The sequence below is a fragment of the Cohnella laeviribosi DSM 21336 genome (assembly GCF_000378425.1).
Taxonomy (GTDB): domain Bacteria; phylum Bacillota; class Bacilli; order Paenibacillales; family Paenibacillaceae; genus Cohnella; species Cohnella laeviribosi.
Genome location: NZ_KB899818.1, coordinates 45,633 through 60,275 on the forward strand (window position 1 = coordinate 45,633; position 14,643 = coordinate 60,275).

13 protein-coding genes are annotated in these 14,643 nt (G+C 58.8%); all 13 read right to left on the minus strand.

Features of this window, described 5'->3' with window-relative positions:
* Positions 1-134 precede the first annotated feature (134 nt).
* The 13 genes from F560_RS0109060 to F560_RS0109125 all read right to left on the minus strand — a co-directional run bounded on the left by F560_RS0109060 (position 135) and on the right by F560_RS0109125 (position 14,471).
* Positions 135-1,814: a ribonuclease J gene (locus F560_RS0109060; RefSeq protein WP_019005411.1), complete on the minus strand. Its 1,680-nt coding sequence runs from the start codon at positions 1,812-1,814 to the stop codon at positions 135-137.
* Between the two features lie 236 nt (positions 1,815-2,050).
* Positions 2,051-2,926: a 4-hydroxy-tetrahydrodipicolinate synthase gene (gene dapA / locus F560_RS0109065; RefSeq protein WP_019005412.1), complete on the minus strand. Its 876-nt coding sequence runs from the start codon at positions 2,924-2,926 to the stop codon at positions 2,051-2,053.
* A gap of 4 nt (positions 2,927-2,930) precedes the next feature.
* Positions 2,931-4,220, minus strand: a complete 1,290-nt coding sequence (gene dapG, locus F560_RS0109070) for an aspartate kinase (RefSeq protein WP_019005413.1) — start codon at positions 4,218-4,220, stop codon at positions 2,931-2,933.
* A gap of 87 nt (positions 4,221-4,307) precedes the next feature.
* The gene (locus tag F560_RS0109075) at positions 4,308-5,354 is read right to left on the minus strand and encodes an aspartate-semialdehyde dehydrogenase (protein ID WP_019005414.1); all 1,047 of its coding nucleotides are present in this window, start codon (positions 5,352-5,354) and stop codon (positions 4,308-4,310) included.
* Between the two features lie 37 nt (positions 5,355-5,391).
* A complete protein-coding gene (locus tag F560_RS0109080) occupies positions 5,392-5,988 on the minus strand; it encodes a dipicolinate synthase subunit B (protein WP_019005415.1) in 597 nt (198 codons plus the stop codon).
* Positions 5,985-6,884: a dipicolinate synthase subunit DpsA gene (gene dpsA / locus F560_RS0109085; protein WP_019005416.1), complete on the minus strand. Its 900-nt coding sequence runs from the start codon at positions 6,882-6,884 to the stop codon at positions 5,985-5,987. The genes F560_RS0109080 and dpsA overlap by 4 nt, the downstream gene beginning before the upstream one ends.
* A 238-nt stretch (positions 6,885-7,122) precedes the next feature.
* Positions 7,123-7,848 carry a DnaD domain-containing protein gene (locus F560_RS0109095; protein WP_019005418.1) on the minus strand — a complete coding sequence of 242 codons (726 nt, stop codon included), beginning with the start codon at positions 7,846-7,848 and terminating at the stop codon, positions 7,123-7,125.
* A 70-nt stretch (positions 7,849-7,918) separates the two neighbouring features.
* Entirely contained in the window at positions 7,919-9,148 is a 1,230-nt protein-coding gene (locus F560_RS0109100) for an acetate kinase (RefSeq protein ID WP_019005419.1), read from the minus strand.
* A complete protein-coding gene (locus F560_RS0109105) occupies positions 9,145-10,017 on the minus strand; it encodes a 3-hydroxyacyl-CoA dehydrogenase family protein (RefSeq protein WP_019005420.1) in 873 nt (290 codons plus the stop codon). The genes F560_RS0109100 and F560_RS0109105 overlap by 4 nt, the downstream gene beginning before the upstream one ends.
* Positions 10,018-10,500: 483 nt before the next feature.
* Positions 10,501-11,724 (minus strand): hypothetical protein, encoded by a 1,224-nt coding sequence (locus tag F560_RS0109110; protein ID WP_019005421.1) that lies wholly within the window; start codon positions 11,722-11,724, stop codon positions 10,501-10,503.
* The gene (locus tag F560_RS0109115; RefSeq protein WP_019005422.1) at positions 11,708-12,274 is read right to left on the minus strand and encodes an RNA polymerase sigma factor; all 567 of its coding nucleotides are present in this window, start codon (positions 12,272-12,274) and stop codon (positions 11,708-11,710) included. Before F560_RS0109115 ends, F560_RS0109110 begins: the two co-directional genes overlap by 17 nt.
* A gap of 165 nt (positions 12,275-12,439) precedes the next feature.
* Positions 12,440-13,945, minus strand: coding sequence for an AAA family ATPase (locus tag F560_RS0109120; protein WP_019005423.1), 1,506 nt, complete (start codon positions 13,943-13,945; stop codon positions 12,440-12,442).
* Positions 13,938-14,471 carry a hypothetical protein gene (locus F560_RS0109125; protein WP_019005424.1) on the minus strand — a complete coding sequence of 178 codons (534 nt, stop codon included), beginning with the start codon at positions 14,469-14,471 and terminating at the stop codon, positions 13,938-13,940. Before F560_RS0109125 ends, F560_RS0109120 begins: the two co-directional genes overlap by 8 nt.
* Between the last annotated feature and the right edge of the window lie 172 nt (positions 14,472-14,643).

Genomic DNA, 14,643 nt, shown 5'->3' on the forward strand with positions numbered 1-14,643 from the left:
GGCTTGACATAGTATGGGCCAACCGGACGCGAATATGCGGACAACGCCGAACCGCTCGGCTTGCGCCGGAAAAAACAATCCCCCTGCCGCAAAGGCAAGGGGAATGCTGGAGTGAGTGAGGGTTGAAGCGCCGTTTATACTTCCATAATGATCGGGAGGATCATCGGTCTTCTTCTTGTTTGTTCATAGAGGAAACGGCCAAGCGCTTCCTTGACGTTCGTTTTGAGCGACGCCCATTCGTTCACGTTCTCGTTCATCAGTTTCTGCAGCGTTCCGGATACGATTCGGTTCGCTTCTTCGAGCAATCCTTCGGATTCGCGAACGTAAACGAAGCCTCGGGATATAATATCCGGTCCGGACAAAATCGAGCCATCCTGCTTCGACAGCGTGACGACCACAACCAGGATGCCGTCCTGGGACAGCAGCTTCCGGTCGCGCAGGACGATGTTGCCCACGTCGCCGACGCCGAGCCCGTCGATCAGGACGTTGCCCGATGGCACCTTGCCGCCTTTGCGCGCCACGCCGTTCTGAATTTCCACCGTATCTCCGATATCGATCAGGAAAATATTCTCCTTGTCAATGCCTACCGCTTCGCCCAGCATCGCGTGATGCTTGAGCATCCGGTATTCGCCGTGAATCGGAATGAAATACTGCGGACGCATCAGGTTGAGCATCAGCTTCAATTCTTCCTGGCTTCCGTGTCCGGATACGTGAACGCCGGAGACGGATCCAGGCCCGTAGATCACGTGGGCTCCGAGCCGCATCAGTTCGTCAACCGTACGGCCGACAAACTTCTCGTTGCCCGGAATCGGCGTCGCCGAAATGACGACGGTATCGCCCGGCAGAATGTCTACCTTGCGGTGGGTCGAGCGGGCCATGCGGGTCAAAGCCGACATCGGTTCGCCCTGGCTGCCCGTCGACAGAATGACGACCCGGTCTGCGGGAAGCTTGTTCACCTCTTCCGGTTCGATCAGCATGCCTTCCGGAATTTGCAAATATCCGAGCTCCGAAGCGATCGTGACGACGTTCACCATGCTTCGGCCGATAACGGTCAACTTGCGGCGGGTCTCCATCGCCGCGTTGATGATTTGCTGAATCCGATGCACGTTGGAAGCAAAGGTTGCGACTACGACGCGCTGCTTCGCGCTCCGGAAAATGTCTTCCAGCTCCTTGCCGATATTGCTCTCGGAAGGCGTAAAGCCCGGCCGCTCGGCATTGGTGCTGTCCGACAGCAGCGCGATGACGCCGCGCTTGCCGATTTCGGCCATCCGCTGCAAATCCGCGAATTGCTCGTTAACCGGCGTATGGTCGAATTTGAAGTCGCCGGTATGCACAACGACGCCTTCCGGCGTCTCGAGGCAGATGCCGACCGAGTCGGGTATGCTGTGGTTCGTGCGGAAGAAACTCGCCTTGATCGTGCCGAACTGCAATTCGGAATCCGCTGTAATGACATGGCGTTTCGTATCGCCGAGCAGTCCGGCTTCCTTCAGCTTGTTCTCGACGAGCCCCAGCGTCAGCCGGGTTCCGTAAACCGGAACGTTAAGATGTTTCAGGACATAAGGCAGACCGCCGATATGGTCTTCATGTCCGTGAGTAAGCAGGATCGCCCGCACTTTGTCGCGATTATCGGTCAAGTACGTAATATCCGGAATGACGACATCGATGCCGAGCATTTCTTCCTCGGGAAATTTCAATCCCGAATCGACGACGACGATGTCGTTTGCATACTGGATGACGTACATATTCTTGCCGATCTCGCCGACGCCGCCCAGTGCGAAAATGAGCAATTTATCTTGGTTGTTCTTTTTGGACAAAGTCTAGTACCTCCTACGATAAGTCGACGATCCCGCTCATTATGGAATTGTCAAGCTGCAAAAGAAAATAGCCGCACCCAATCACTCAACTTAATTATACATGAAGCAATTTGTGGAATTCAAGGCAACGCTTATCGCCGGCTTGCCGTCGGGCGTTATTGTTTCCCCAAGCCGCTTTGCCGATGCTTATCTTAGGTGCGGGATCAAGCCGTTTCAGGAGGCATACGTTCCGGTTGTCAGCCGATCAGATTGCGAATAAACGCCGTTTCCTGCTCGTTCGCGTCGACAAGCGGCAGCCGCACGCCGCCGACCGGCAGCCCCTTCAGGCGAAGCGCGGCCTTGACGGCAACCGGATTCGGCACCGGATGAGGGCAATGGAACAGCCCTTTGAAAACGGGGTAGCAGCGCGCGTTGATTTGCGCCGCCTCGGCCGTCCGCCCTTCCGTATACGCTTCGATCAGCCGCTTCATGTCCGCTCCGATAATATGGCTGGCCACGCTGACAATCCCGTATCCGCCTACGGCCAGCGCGGGCAAGGTAATGGCATCGTCTCCGCTGTAGACGACGAACGAATCCGGAGCGCCGCTGACGATTTCGGTGATTTGCTCCACCGAAGCGCACTCCTTCGTCGCGACGATGTTCGGGATTTGCGCCAGCCGGAGCGTCGTTTCCGCGGAAATGCTGACGCCTGTCCGACCGGGAACGTTATACAACATGACAGGCAAGGATGTCGATTCGGCAACGGCTTTAAAATGCCGGTACAATCCTTCCTGGCTCGGCTTGTTGTAATACGGAGCGACAAGAAGAACGCCGTCCACGCCCGATTGCTCCGCAATCTGGGTCAAATGGATGGAATGCCGCGTGTCGTTGCTGCCCGTTCCGGCAATGATCTTGCAGCGTCCGGCCGCCCGTTCCACCGCAAACCGGAAGAGCGCCTCCTTCTCCTCCTCGGAAAGCGTCGGGGATTCCCCGGTCGTTCCGCAAACGACAAGGCTGTCCGATTTTTGTTCTTCGATGAGATAGTCGATCAGCCTGCCCGTCACGTTCCAGTCGATTTCCAGCTGTTCGTTGAACGGAGTCACCATCGCCGTAATTAACCGGCCAAAGCTCATGTTCTTATCCTCCTCCGGTATATGCGCCGTGTTCGGCGCCGGCCCGCTCCGGACGTTCGAAAGCGTCAAGGTTCGCTCCGGATGCCAGATGCAGGCCGAAAGCAGAATGCAACGCCTGCAGGGCAGGCACCATATCGTCTTCAGCCACCAACACCCATATCGTCGTGTTGGAGTCTGCAGATTGCAAAATCGGAATATTTCGATCGGTCAGCGCTTCCACAATGCGGGCCATCACGCCGGGCTCCCCGTTCATCCCGCCGCCGATTACGGACACTTTGGCGCATCCGGGACGAACTTTCGGATGAAAACCCATCTCCCGGAGCAGGTTCACCGCCTTGCGCTCTTCCGCGCCCGCCACGGTGTAAACGACGCCCGCCGGCGTGACGCTGATGAAATCGACGCTGATGCCGTTTGCCGCCATCGCCCGGAAGATGCGGGCCTGCACGTCCGAAGGTCCTTCGGGCGTTTGAACCGAAAGCTGGGTTACGCCCCCGACATGGGCCAGGCCCGTAACGGTCCGGTCGCTCCAGCCTTTCCGGCTGCGGACGGATTCCGCGTGCGTGACAAGCGTTCCTTCCCCATCGGAAAAGGTCGACCGCACCCGGACGGGAATGCCGGCTTTCATGGCGATTTCGACGGCCCGCGGATGAATGACCTTCGCCCCGTTGTAGGCCATGTTGCAAATTTCCTCATAGCTTACGCATTCAAGCTGCCGCGCATGGGCGACCAGCCGCGGATCGGCAGTCAGAATGCCGTCGACGTCCGTATAGATGTCGACGACGGAAGCGCGAAGCGCCGCGCCGAGCGCCGTCGCCGTCGTATCGCTCCCACCCCGGCCAAGCGTGGTAATCTCGCCGTCTTCCGTAACGCCTTGAAATCCGGCGACGATGACGATGCGGCCTTCCGCCAGGTGCCGGTTGATCCGGCCGGGATCGATATGGACGATCCGGGCGGCGCCGAAGCGGCCGTCGGTCCGGATTCCCGCCTGGCCTCCGGTCAGAACGACGCTGGGAGAACCGGCTTCGTTCAGCAGGCTGCACAAAGTGGCCGCGGATATGATCTCTCCGCAGCTGAGCAAAAGGTCTTTTTCCCGGTCCGAAAGCGCCCCTCCGTTGCTGCCGATCCAATCGAGCAGCGTATCGGTCGCATAAGGCTCGCCTTTTCGTCCCATGGCCGACACCACGACGACAAGCTGCCGCCCGGCCGACTTTTCCCTCAAAATATGGCGGAGGACGTTGCGTCGACCTTGTTCGTCAGACAGCGACGTCCCTCCGAATTTTTGCACCAATATCATGACGCAGCCCTTCCCTCCGTCCCGATTGGGATGGCGTGCTTCGAAGCTTGCAAAGGCGTGCGGTGCGAACGATGGGGCTTATAGCGCTTATCCGTTGCTGCGGGACGCGGCGATATGCTCGGCGATTTGCACGGCGTTCCAAGCGGCGCCCTTCAGCAAATTGTCCGATACGATCCACATGTTGAGCGCGCGCGGATTGGACAGGTCGCGGCGCACGCGCCCGACGAACGTCTCGTTCTTGCCTGCCGCTTCCGTCGCCAGCGGATACACCTGATTGGCGGGATCGTCCTGAAGGACGACGCCCGGAGCGTTTGCAAGCAGCGATTTCACTTCTTCAAGGTCGAAATCCTGCTTCAGCTCGACATAAACGGACTCGGAATGGCCGTAAACGACCGGAATGCGAACGCAGGTTGCGGTCACGTCGATCGAATCGTCGCCCATGATCTTCTTCGTCTCGCGGATCATTTTCATTTCTTCCAAGGTAAAGCCGTTGTCCTGGAATTTGTCGATCTGCGGGATGGCGTTGAACGCGATTTGATGCTTGACGGGCAAAGAAGCGACGGGCAAAATATCCGGGTTCACGTCGTCTCCGTTAAGCACCGCGCGGGACTGACGAAGCAGTTCGTTGATCGCCCGCGCGCCCGCTCCGGAAACCGCTTGATAGGTGGAAACGATGATCCGGGAAATGCCGTAGCGGTCGTACAGCGGCTTCAGCGCCACGACCATTTGAATCGTGGAGCAGTTCGGGTTCGAGATGATGCCTTTGTGCTCGGCGACCTTGTGAATGTTCACTTCCGGGACGACAAGCGGCGTATCGGGATCCATCCGGTAGGCGTTGGTGTTGTCGATGCACACCGCGCCGCGGGCGACGGCTTCCGGAATCAGCGCCTTGCTGACGTCTCCGCCCGCGCTGAACAGCGCGATTTCGACGCCGTCAAAGCTTTCCGGCTTCGCCTCCTCGACGGTGTACGTCTTGCCCTTGAACTCGATTTGGGTCCCTGCGGAACGAGCGGAAGACAGCAGCTTCAGGCTCTTGATCGGGAAGTTTCGTTCTGCGAGCAGTCGGATAATCTGTTCTCCAACGGCGCCGGTCGCTCCCACGACGGCAACGTTGAACGAAGTTGGATTGGACATGGTGTATTTCTCCCCTCTTCGGTACTGCGTTTATATCTCATGCGTAAAGGTAACGCTCAATGAGCATCGGCTGTAACTGCTTCCCCTGCAGGGCAGCCTCGCAAGCTTCCAGCGCCAAATCCATTCTCGCCACCAGGGAATTCGGCTTCGCCTGCGGATTATCCTGGCCGAACGGCACGAAGTAAATGTTTTTCGTCACCAGCAGCTTCGCAATATTCGCGGCATTCAGGCCGAGTCCGTCGTTCGTCGAAATCGCGAGCACGATGGGGCGGCCGTTCCGCATCTGCGCTTTCGCGGCCATAAGCACCGGACTGTCCGTGATCGCGTTCGCCAGCTTGCTCGTCGTATTCCCCGTACAGGGCGCGATGAGCAAAATGTCAAGCCGCTTGGAGGGACCAAGCGGTTCCGCGTCGACGATGGTGCTGATGATTTCGTTTCCGGTCAAATTGCGCAATTCCGATTGCCAATGCGCCGAGGTGCCGAATCTCGTATCGGTCGTCATGACCGCCTGCGAGGCGATCGGAACGACATCCGCCCCCGCGTCCTTGAACCGCCGGATTAGCGGCACGACTTCCGGCAACGTGCAATGAGATCCGGTCAAAGCGTAACCTAAAGTGATTCCCTGCCAATTCATGGCTGTTCCCCCCGTTGTCGGCTGTCCTCCAGAATCATCTGAATGAGCCCGTTGGCGATGATGCGTCCGGCCGTCTTCGGAGCGACGATTCCCGGCAATCCGGGCGCCAGCATCGCCTTGATGCCGCGCTTCTCGGCAAAGCGGAAATCGGTTCCGCCAGGCTTCGAGGCCAGATCGATAATCACCGCGTTCAAGGGAAGTCGGGAGATCACTTGCGCTGTGATTATCATATTCGGAATCGTGTTAAAAAGCAAGTCGCATCCTTCGGCCTGACGCGCCAAATCCGCGATGTAGAAAGGCTCGTAGCCCATCTCGAACGCCCGCGCGAACGTCTCCTCGCGCCGGACTCCCGCCTTTACCTTGGCGCCGAGCCCTTGCAGCGTCCGCGCCAGCGTCATCCCCGTCCGCCCCAAGCCGAGCACGATGCAAGTCGATCCGTGAATCGTAATGTCCGTGTTCTGGATCGCCATCATGACGGCGCCTTCGGCGGTCGGAATCGAGTTGTAGATGGCCACGTCGTCGCGTTCGAACAGCTCGACCAAGCCGATTTGGTGCTTCTCGCACAATCGCCGCAAATACGGCTTCGCCATGCCGGTATACACCTTGCCCCATTTGGGCATCGCCTCCAAAAAAGGATCGGACAGCTTCAGCTCCCGATCGGTAAAAACGGCCGCGATCGTTCCGTCGTCGTCGGTCCCGACCGCCGGCAGCAGCAGTGCATCGGCCGCCCGGAGCAGTTCGGGCGTCCATTCCGCTTTGGAGACGCCCGGAAACGGTGTGTCCAGCCGGTCGAATCCGACGATCGAAACGCTTGCGTCCATCTCCGTCAGCTTCTGGATCACTTCCAGCTGCCGGGCGTCTCCGCCGGCCAGAACGACCTCCACCCCCGTAAGCATGACGTCATCCCTCCTTTCCGCTACCCTTGCACAGCACATAGTATGCAGCCGCCTAAAACCGGGTGCCTGCCAAGGGAAACGGCCGCGCTTTTGGGCGCGGCCGTCCGTTATTTTCGAAGGTTCGGAAAGGAAAAGCAAAAGGATGGGCATAAACGGAAACACGGGAAAGAAAGGTTCTCGCCGCAAAAAAAATTCCCCGCAAACCAGCTTTGCGGGGACTAGCGGAATCGGCCCGGCATCAGCCTTTGCCGCTGCGGAACTTCTGCACGTGGGCGCGGGCGTCGTCGACGCTCTCGACGCGGTTGCGGCTCCACTCGAGCAGAATCCGGTCGATGTAACGAAAATGCAGCTTGCCGGCGAATACCGCCTCTTTCAGCGCAAACAAAATCAATTCGGCCGGGTACCCGTCCTGATCGTACCAATTGGCGATCGTCTCGCACTCCATCGGCGTCAAGGGCCGGCCGAATTCCTGCTCGAATACGCTGTACAAATCGGTCTCGCCGCCGGGGCGGTTCGCCGGGCCGGCGCCCAAAGCCGAGCCGCGGACGGCAGGCTGCGGGCCGCCCGGGCGTTCGGACGCCGTTCCGGCCCGCAAGGGGAGTTCCCCGGACGACAGCAAGTCTGCGATCCGGCTGAACAAGCCGGCCAGATTGTACCGCTCGGATTGCACGCCGGAAATCGGATCGACGACATCGTCGATGGCGATAAAGCCCATTTTCAGCAGCCTTTGCATCGTTTTGCCCACTTCCGCTTGGGACATCCCGAGCCGTTCCTGCAGCTGCTCCATCGTCGGAAACTCGTTCTGTTCCAATTGGCGGTACGCCAGCAACTGAATCAGCAGCATGCATTCCGTATCGGTCAAACCCAGCATCCGGTAGCTTCGCAGCAGCGCGTACGGCAGGCTTACCGCTCCGTCCATATAAGCTTCCGCCAGCCCGCGGGCCAGCGCAGCGCGTTCGCTCATTCAAGCCTCCTCCTTTCCGATCCTTCACGATCCATCCCGGTCGCCCGTCGGTCCGGAGCCTTCGCGGCTTTTACGACGGGGTTTCGGATTTTGCCATCGCCGCTTTTTGCACCAGCCGGTACGTATCGCGGGCGATCAGCAGCTCTTCGTTGGTCGGCACGACCAGCACGTCCACCTTCGAGCTGTCCGTCGTAATGCGGCGCGTCTGTTTCGAGCGCGCCTGATTGCGCTCCTCGTCCAGCTCGAGCCCCAGAAACGTCAATCCTTCGCACACTTTTTTGCGCAGCAGGTCGGAATTCTCGCCGATGCCCGCGGTAAACACGATCACGTCCAGCCCGTTCATCGCGGCCGCGTACGCGCCGATATACTTGCGGATGCGGTAGGCATACATCTCGAACGCAAGCCTTGCCGATTCGTTGCCTTCGTTCATCGCCTGCACCACTTCGCGCATGTCGCTGCTGACGCCGGATACCGCGAGCAGGCCGCTGTGCTTGTTCAGCATCGAATTGACTTCATTGAGCGTAAGATCTTCTTTATTAATCGTAAAGGGAACCACCGCCGGATCCAAGTCGCCGCTCCGCGTTCCCATCATCAGCCCTTCAAGCGGCGTCATGCCCATGCTCGTGTCGTACGATTTGCCGTGCAGGATGGCCGTGCAGCTTGCGCCGTTGCCGATGTGGCAGCTCACCATCTTCAGGCTTTCCAGCGGCCGGCCCAGAAACTCCGCGGCCGTTTGGCTGACGTAATCGTGCGAGGTGCCGTGAAAGCCGTAGCGGCGGATTTTGTGCTTGCGGTAAAGCACCATCGGAATCGCGTACAGATACGATGTCGGGGGCATCGTCTGATGGAACGCCGTATCGAACACGACCGCCTGCGGCACGTCCGGCAAATTCGTCTCGACCGCGACAATGCCCATCATATGGGCGGGATTGTGAAGCGGCGCCAGATCGAACAGCTTGCGGATTTCCAGCTTGACGTTCGCATCGATCAGCACCGATTCGCGGAACGTTTCGCCGCCGTGAACGACCCGGTGCCCGACCGCCTGGATCTCGTCGACGCTATCGATTACGCCGAATTTCCGGTGCGTGAGCATATCCAGCACTTTGCGCACGGCGGTCGTATGCTCGAGAATTTCGCTGACTTCGCGAACCTCCGGCTGTCCTTCCACCTCGTGCGTCAAAATCGAAGAATCCATGCCGATCCGCTCGACCAGTCCTTTGGCCAGAACGCGCTCGGTCGACATGTCGTATAACTGGTACTTGAGCGAAGAACTGCCCGCATTGATGACCAATACGTTCATTGAATCCGGTCACCGTCCTTGTCGTAAGTGAAAAATCCCCGTCCTGTCTTGACGCCGAGCTGCCCTGCGCGCACTTTCTTTTTCAGCAAAATCGACGGTCTGTATTTCAGTTCCCCGTATTCGCGGAACATCCGGTCCAGGGCGGCAAGAATGGAGTCCAGCCCGAAGCGGTCCGCCATCTCCAGCGGTCCGTGCTGGAACTGGTAGCCGATGCGCATGGCGCTGTCGATATCTTCGGCGGACGCGACCCCTTCCTCCAGCAGATGAAGCGCTTCGTTGATCAGCAGGCAGATGAGCCGCGTCGTGACGAAGCCCGGGGATTCGTACACCATGATGCCTTTTTTGTGCAAGACGTTTTCGATAAAATCTTTCGTTTTCCGGAACGTGTCGTCCGACGTTTGCAGCCCGAGGATGATTTCCACCACGTCCACCCGCATCGCCGGATAGACAAAGTGCATGCCGATCACCCGCTCCGGCCGCCGGGTCGCCCCCGCCAGCTCCGTCAAGCTCAGCGTCGACGTGTTGCTGGCCATGATCGTCTCTTCCGGCAAAATGGCATCGAGCTGCGCAAACACGTCCAGCTTGCTGTCCAAATCCTCGCTGATCGTTTCAATGATCAGATCGCAGTTCGCCAGATGCCCCAGCGAAGGCTCTGTATGTATACGATTGAGAATCAATTTTTTCTCCGCTTGCGTGATTGCCCATTTCTCGATTTGCTTGTCCAAGCTCATCTCGATCGCATTCAACGCATTGTGCAGACGGTCGGGCGTTTTCTCGGCCAGATGCACGTCCAGTCCTTTGACGGCAAGCATCTCGGCGATGCTCTGGCCCATCGTGCCCGCTCCCACCACACCGACGCTGCGAAACATGACGTATGTCCCTCCAACAGATCCGTTTATCTCTTTCTTCTTGCAAAAATCGCAACCTATACCATATTAACATACCCGAAACGTTGCCGAAACCGACGACTCGTGGCAAAACGGTTAACATCCTTCGAGCCGTTCTCCAAAATTTCGCCACAATTCGGACAGCGCGCGAAGCAGCGCCTCGTTCTCCGCCTCGCTGCCGACCGATATCCGGACGTATTCCGGGTATCCCCAGCCCCGGCCCGGACGGAGAATGATGCCCCGCTGAAGAAGCTCCCGGTTGATCCGTGCCGGCGCCCATCAGCGTGGTTCATGGAACATCCCCTCTCCCGATCCTTTATTGCTGTATTTATATAATACGTTAATTCTGTATTGGAGTAAAGTTTTAAACCACCAAACAAGCGGTCTCCGGAATATCCGGCGAACCGCTTGCGCTTGAGCGAACCGCATTTCAAAGCCGCTCCGTATTCAATCGTTACGCCCGGCTTAGCTGCCCTCCAAAATCGCCGAAACCCGTTCTTTCCACGATTCCACATAGCTTTCCGAAGCCGCCCACTGCACCATAATCACCGATTCCGCCGGCGCAAGCTCCAGCGTCAACTTCTGTTGCGCGGCGTCCTTTTGCTTGTACGGGTAAATGTCGATTGCGTTCTGCAGGACAACCGCCAGCAAATCCCCGTTCGGGGAAGTAAACGCGTCCTCCGCGGCAGGCTCGAGCCGCAAAATGTCTTCCCAGGATACCGCAAGCCGGTCGCTTTTGACGACCGTTTCGGGAAGCTCCGTTCCGATCGGCTCCGTGGAGGCGGCGTCCACCGGTTTAAGCGACGAGGAGCCGGCGAATTTGACGCCGACCCATCGGCCGGGTTGCCGGACGATCGACCATTGCTCCGTTTGCGCCTGCCGCAGGGCGTCGGCTCCTTTCCCGACCTTGCGGCCGGCAAACAGCTCCTCGAACGCCACGTGCGATTCCGCCGCCGGATCGGACTCGGGACGAAGCGAATCCGCGGCCAGCTGCTCGACGGTTTTGACAAACCGGTATTCCCGGGCCGCCGAACCGTCTTCGGACCCGCGCAGTTGCGCCAGCGAAACGTATTGATTCCCGACATAGAGCAGCTTTTCGTTCACGGACGACCGCTCCGCTGAGAGCGATTCCGCCGACTTCGGCGCGGAGCCGTTCTCGGCGTTGTAGGCGATCAGCCGCAGCGAGCCGCCGCTGCGGGTCTTCACCGGTTCGATTTTCCAGAAATCCTGCTTGTACGGCATCAAGATCCCGCCGCCTTCCGCGACGACCGCAAGCTTGCCGCGATCGGGAGCGATCAGCACGGTGCGGTACGAACTGCCGTTGCCGCCGCTTTCCTCCGCATCGTTGCGCAGACCGACAAGCAGCGCCGACGCGACCGCCTCGCCCGCTTCCAGCGGCGCCGGCTCCGTCTGCTCTCCGGACGCCGTCACGAGCAAGGACTCTTCTCCGTCGCCCGCAAGCGGCCGGATATCGGGTCCTTTCCATGCCCAGACGGCGGCCAGAACCAGAAGCATAGCCGCAAGCGCAATGCCCGAGCTTCTCCAGCCCAGGCGGAACACGCCGCGCCGCTTGCGGACGGGTTCGTCCAGCCGCTCTTCGATTTGCCTTCGCAGGCGATCGTCGAAACCATGTCTCTTAAACGGATCGCGAGCCAGTTGGTCTTTGAGTTCTTTATCCATCAGATCCATAGCCGAGTCGCCCCTTCATCTTCGATAATTTTCGGCGGGCGTGAAACATGCGCGACTTGACCGTGCCTTCGGTCACCCCGAGCATGTCCGCGATTTCTTTCAGCGACAGTTGATAATGAGCGTATAGAATCAGGACTTCCCGGTATTTGACCGGAAGCTGAAGCACCAGCTTCCACATCTCGCTCGCGGCCAGCTCCTCGACCGCCTCATGCTCGGCCGAAGGACGAACCCCGCCGGAATCGCCGATCCGATCCGTAAGGGTAACCTTTCGCAAAAACGCCGACCGCTTGAAATCGATGGCGGTGTTCCTCGTGATGGTAAGCAGCCACGTTTTGACGGAGGAATCGCTGCGGAAGGCGTGCAAATTTTTGTACGCTTTAATAAACACTTCCTGGGCGATATCGTCCGCCATATCCCATTTTCGCGTGATGCTGAACGCATAATTCCACACCTCTTTGCCGTATGCGGTCATCAGCTCGTTCAGCAGGGCCTTGCGGTCTTCGGATTCGGTCATGTATTTTAAATAATCGAAATTCGCTTCGGAATTCAAACCTTCCACCTCTTTGTTTGACGATCCCAATACCCCGCAGGTTCAAAAATATATATGAATTCGTTCCCGATACGAAGACCGTCCAAATCCTCTACATATGCTATCATATTTTTGATTTCAATAACAAAAAAACAACCCGGGATCAAAACCCCGGGTTTGCCATATTTATGCGGATCTATCGGCTTGCCGCAACTGCTCCCGCAGCCGGTCTCCGGACAGCGTCTCCTCCTTCACCAGAATGGGGAACAGGCGGCGGAACGTATCCGCGTGCCGATTCAGCAGTTCGCGGGTCCGCTCGGTCAGATCGCCGAGAATGACGGCATTTTCCTGCGACCACTGCTCGACGGTGACGGCTTGCGGGTGCACGATGCCCAGCCCCGACATGCCGGATTCGATCATCGTGCGCACGATGTTCGTCGCCTGCTCGAAGTCTCCCTTGGAGCCCGTGCTTCTACCGCCGTAATGCAGCTCTTCGGCCACGGCGCCGCCGAGGGCGATCATAATCTGGTTTTCAAGCGCCTCTTTGGTGTACAAATACCGGTCCTGATCCGGATGGTGGCGCACATAGCCGAGCGCTCCGCCGCGCGGCGTCAGCGAAACCTGGGCGACGCTGCCCGGCCGGACCGTTTCGGCGACGATGGCGTGGCCGAGCTCGTGAATCGCGACCCGCTCGCGCTCTTCGCGCGTCGTCTCGCGGTCCATCCGCTCTCCCATCAGCACCTTGTCGATCGCTTTGCCGAAATGCTCGGCGCCAAGCTGCTGGCTGTCATCCCGCATCGCGTAGATGGCCGCTTCGTTCATCACGCTTTCGAGCTGCGCGCCGGAGAAGCCGAACGTCTCTTCCGCGATTTTCGCCAGCGAAACTTCCGCCGAAATCGGCTTGTTGCGGGCGTGCAGGCGCAAAATATGTTCGCGCCCCGTCCGGTCCGGCAAATCGACCTGGATATGCCGGTCGAACCGCCCGGGCCTGAGCAGTGCGGGGTCGAGCAGCTCTTTGCGGTTGGTGGCCGCAATGAGCAGCACGCGCGGCTTCACGTTGCCCTGAATGCCGTCCATTTCCGTCAGCAGCTGATTGAGCGTCTGATCGTATTCGCGCTGCTGGCCGCCGTCGCGCTTGCCCCCGATGCCGTCGATTTCGTCGATGAAAATAATCGCGCTGTCCCGCTTCTGCTTGACCGCAAGGCGCCGCGCTTCCCGGAACAGCTCGCGGATTCTGCCGGCGCCGACCCCGACGTACATCTCGACGAACTCGCTGCCCGACGCGGACAAAAAAACCGAACGCGTATACTGCGCCGCGGCTTTGGCCAGCAGCGTCTTGCCCGTGCCGGGCGGCCCCGTCAGCAGAATCCCTTTCAGCGGACGAATCCCGAACTTTTCGGCTTCTTCGCTCCGAACGAGAAACTCGAGCGCTTCGATCAGCTCGCGCTTGGCCCGCTCCTGGCCGCCGATGTCGTCGAACGACAGCGGTTCCGGCTCGCGCGCCGGCCGCTTCCGGGCGGCGGTCCCTATCGCCGTCCCGCCGCGCGCGCTCGCCAGGAAAAGCAAGCCGCCCACCAGACCCAGTCCAAGAATCAGCGGCAAGCCGGGAAAGCCCGTATAGATCAAAAAAACGACGAGAACGGGCAAAAAGCCGACGGCGATCTCCTTGCCGTATTGGTGAACGTTACGCATCGGGCCACACCCCGATTTTCGCCGGTTGACGGGGCAGGACCACGAATTTGGCCTCGTTTCCGGAGCGCAGCGTAACGTAAACGTTATGCTCGTCCATTTCCGTAACGGCCGTCAGGCCGGGATATTGTTTCATCAGCGAACGCATCGCTTCGCGAATATCCGAATATTGGCTGCGATCCATCGCCTGCGCCACGTCGAACAGCGCCTGGCTCCAGATTTGCTCAAGCTGATCGCTCGGCTTCCCTTCCACGACAAGCTGCAGCGTCCGTCCGCCAAGCGACGAAGCGCCGTTTTCGGTCACTTTCCGGTACACTTCCGCCAAATCCGCATCGGCAGCCAGTCCGACTTTCAGCACGACTTCGTTTCCGTTAAGCTCCGTTTCGGCCGACTGCACGCCCGGAACCGATTTGGCCAACCGGTCCAGCGGCTGTTCGATGCCGTAATGCCGATACAAATGCCAACCGCCAAACAACAAGACCGCAGACAGCGCGGCTGTTGCAGCGATGGGACCTATACGCAATTTCATGCCGCATTGTCCTCCTTGCTTTATATAAACATTCATCTCTTTGATATAGATTGGAATACATAAATGAGTATATCATAAATTGATATATTCATCGTTATATAAAGCTTGGCAACAATGCCAACGCGGCCGCGGGCGCATGAAAAAAACTCCTTCGACCGGCGCGGCGAACCTG

Excerpts from the sequence above, each read along its gene's own strand:
- dapG (WP_019005413.1), bottom strand. The coding sequence starts at position 4,220 with ATGATATTGGTGCAAAAATTCGGAGGGACGTCGCTGTCTGACGAACAA.
- dpsA (WP_019005416.1), bottom strand. The coding sequence starts at position 6,884 with ATGCTTACGGGGGTGGAGGTCGTTCTGGCCGGCGGAGACGCCCGGCAG.
- F560_RS0109110 (WP_019005421.1), bottom strand. The coding sequence starts at position 11,724 with ATGGATCTGATGGATAAAGAACTCAAAGACCAACTGGCTCGCGATCCG.
- F560_RS0109125 (WP_019005424.1), bottom strand. The coding sequence starts at position 14,471 with ATGAAATTGCGTATAGGTCCCATCGCTGCAACAGCCGCGCTGTCTGCG.
- F560_RS0109095 (WP_019005418.1), bottom strand. The coding sequence starts at position 7,848 with ATGAGCGAACGCGCTGCGCTGGCCCGCGGGCTGGCGGAAGCTTATATG.
- F560_RS0109105 (WP_019005420.1), bottom strand. The coding sequence starts at position 10,017 with ATGTTTCGCAGCGTCGGTGTGGTGGGAGCGGGCACGATGGGCCAGAGC.
- F560_RS0109100 (WP_019005419.1), bottom strand. The coding sequence starts at position 9,148 with ATGAACGTATTGGTCATCAATGCGGGCAGTTCTTCGCTCAAGTACCAG.
- dapA (WP_019005412.1), bottom strand. The coding sequence starts at position 2,926 with ATGAGCTTTGGCCGGTTAATTACGGCGATGGTGACTCCGTTCAACGAA.
- F560_RS0109080 (WP_019005415.1), bottom strand. The coding sequence starts at position 5,988 with ATGAATTGGCAGGGAATCACTTTAGGTTACGCTTTGACCGGATCTCAT.
- F560_RS0109120 (WP_019005423.1), bottom strand. The coding sequence starts at position 13,945 with ATGCGTAACGTTCACCAATACGGCAAGGAGATCGCCGTCGGCTTTTTG.
- F560_RS0109075 (WP_019005414.1), bottom strand. The coding sequence starts at position 5,354 with ATGTCCAATCCAACTTCGTTCAACGTTGCCGTCGTGGGAGCGACCGGC.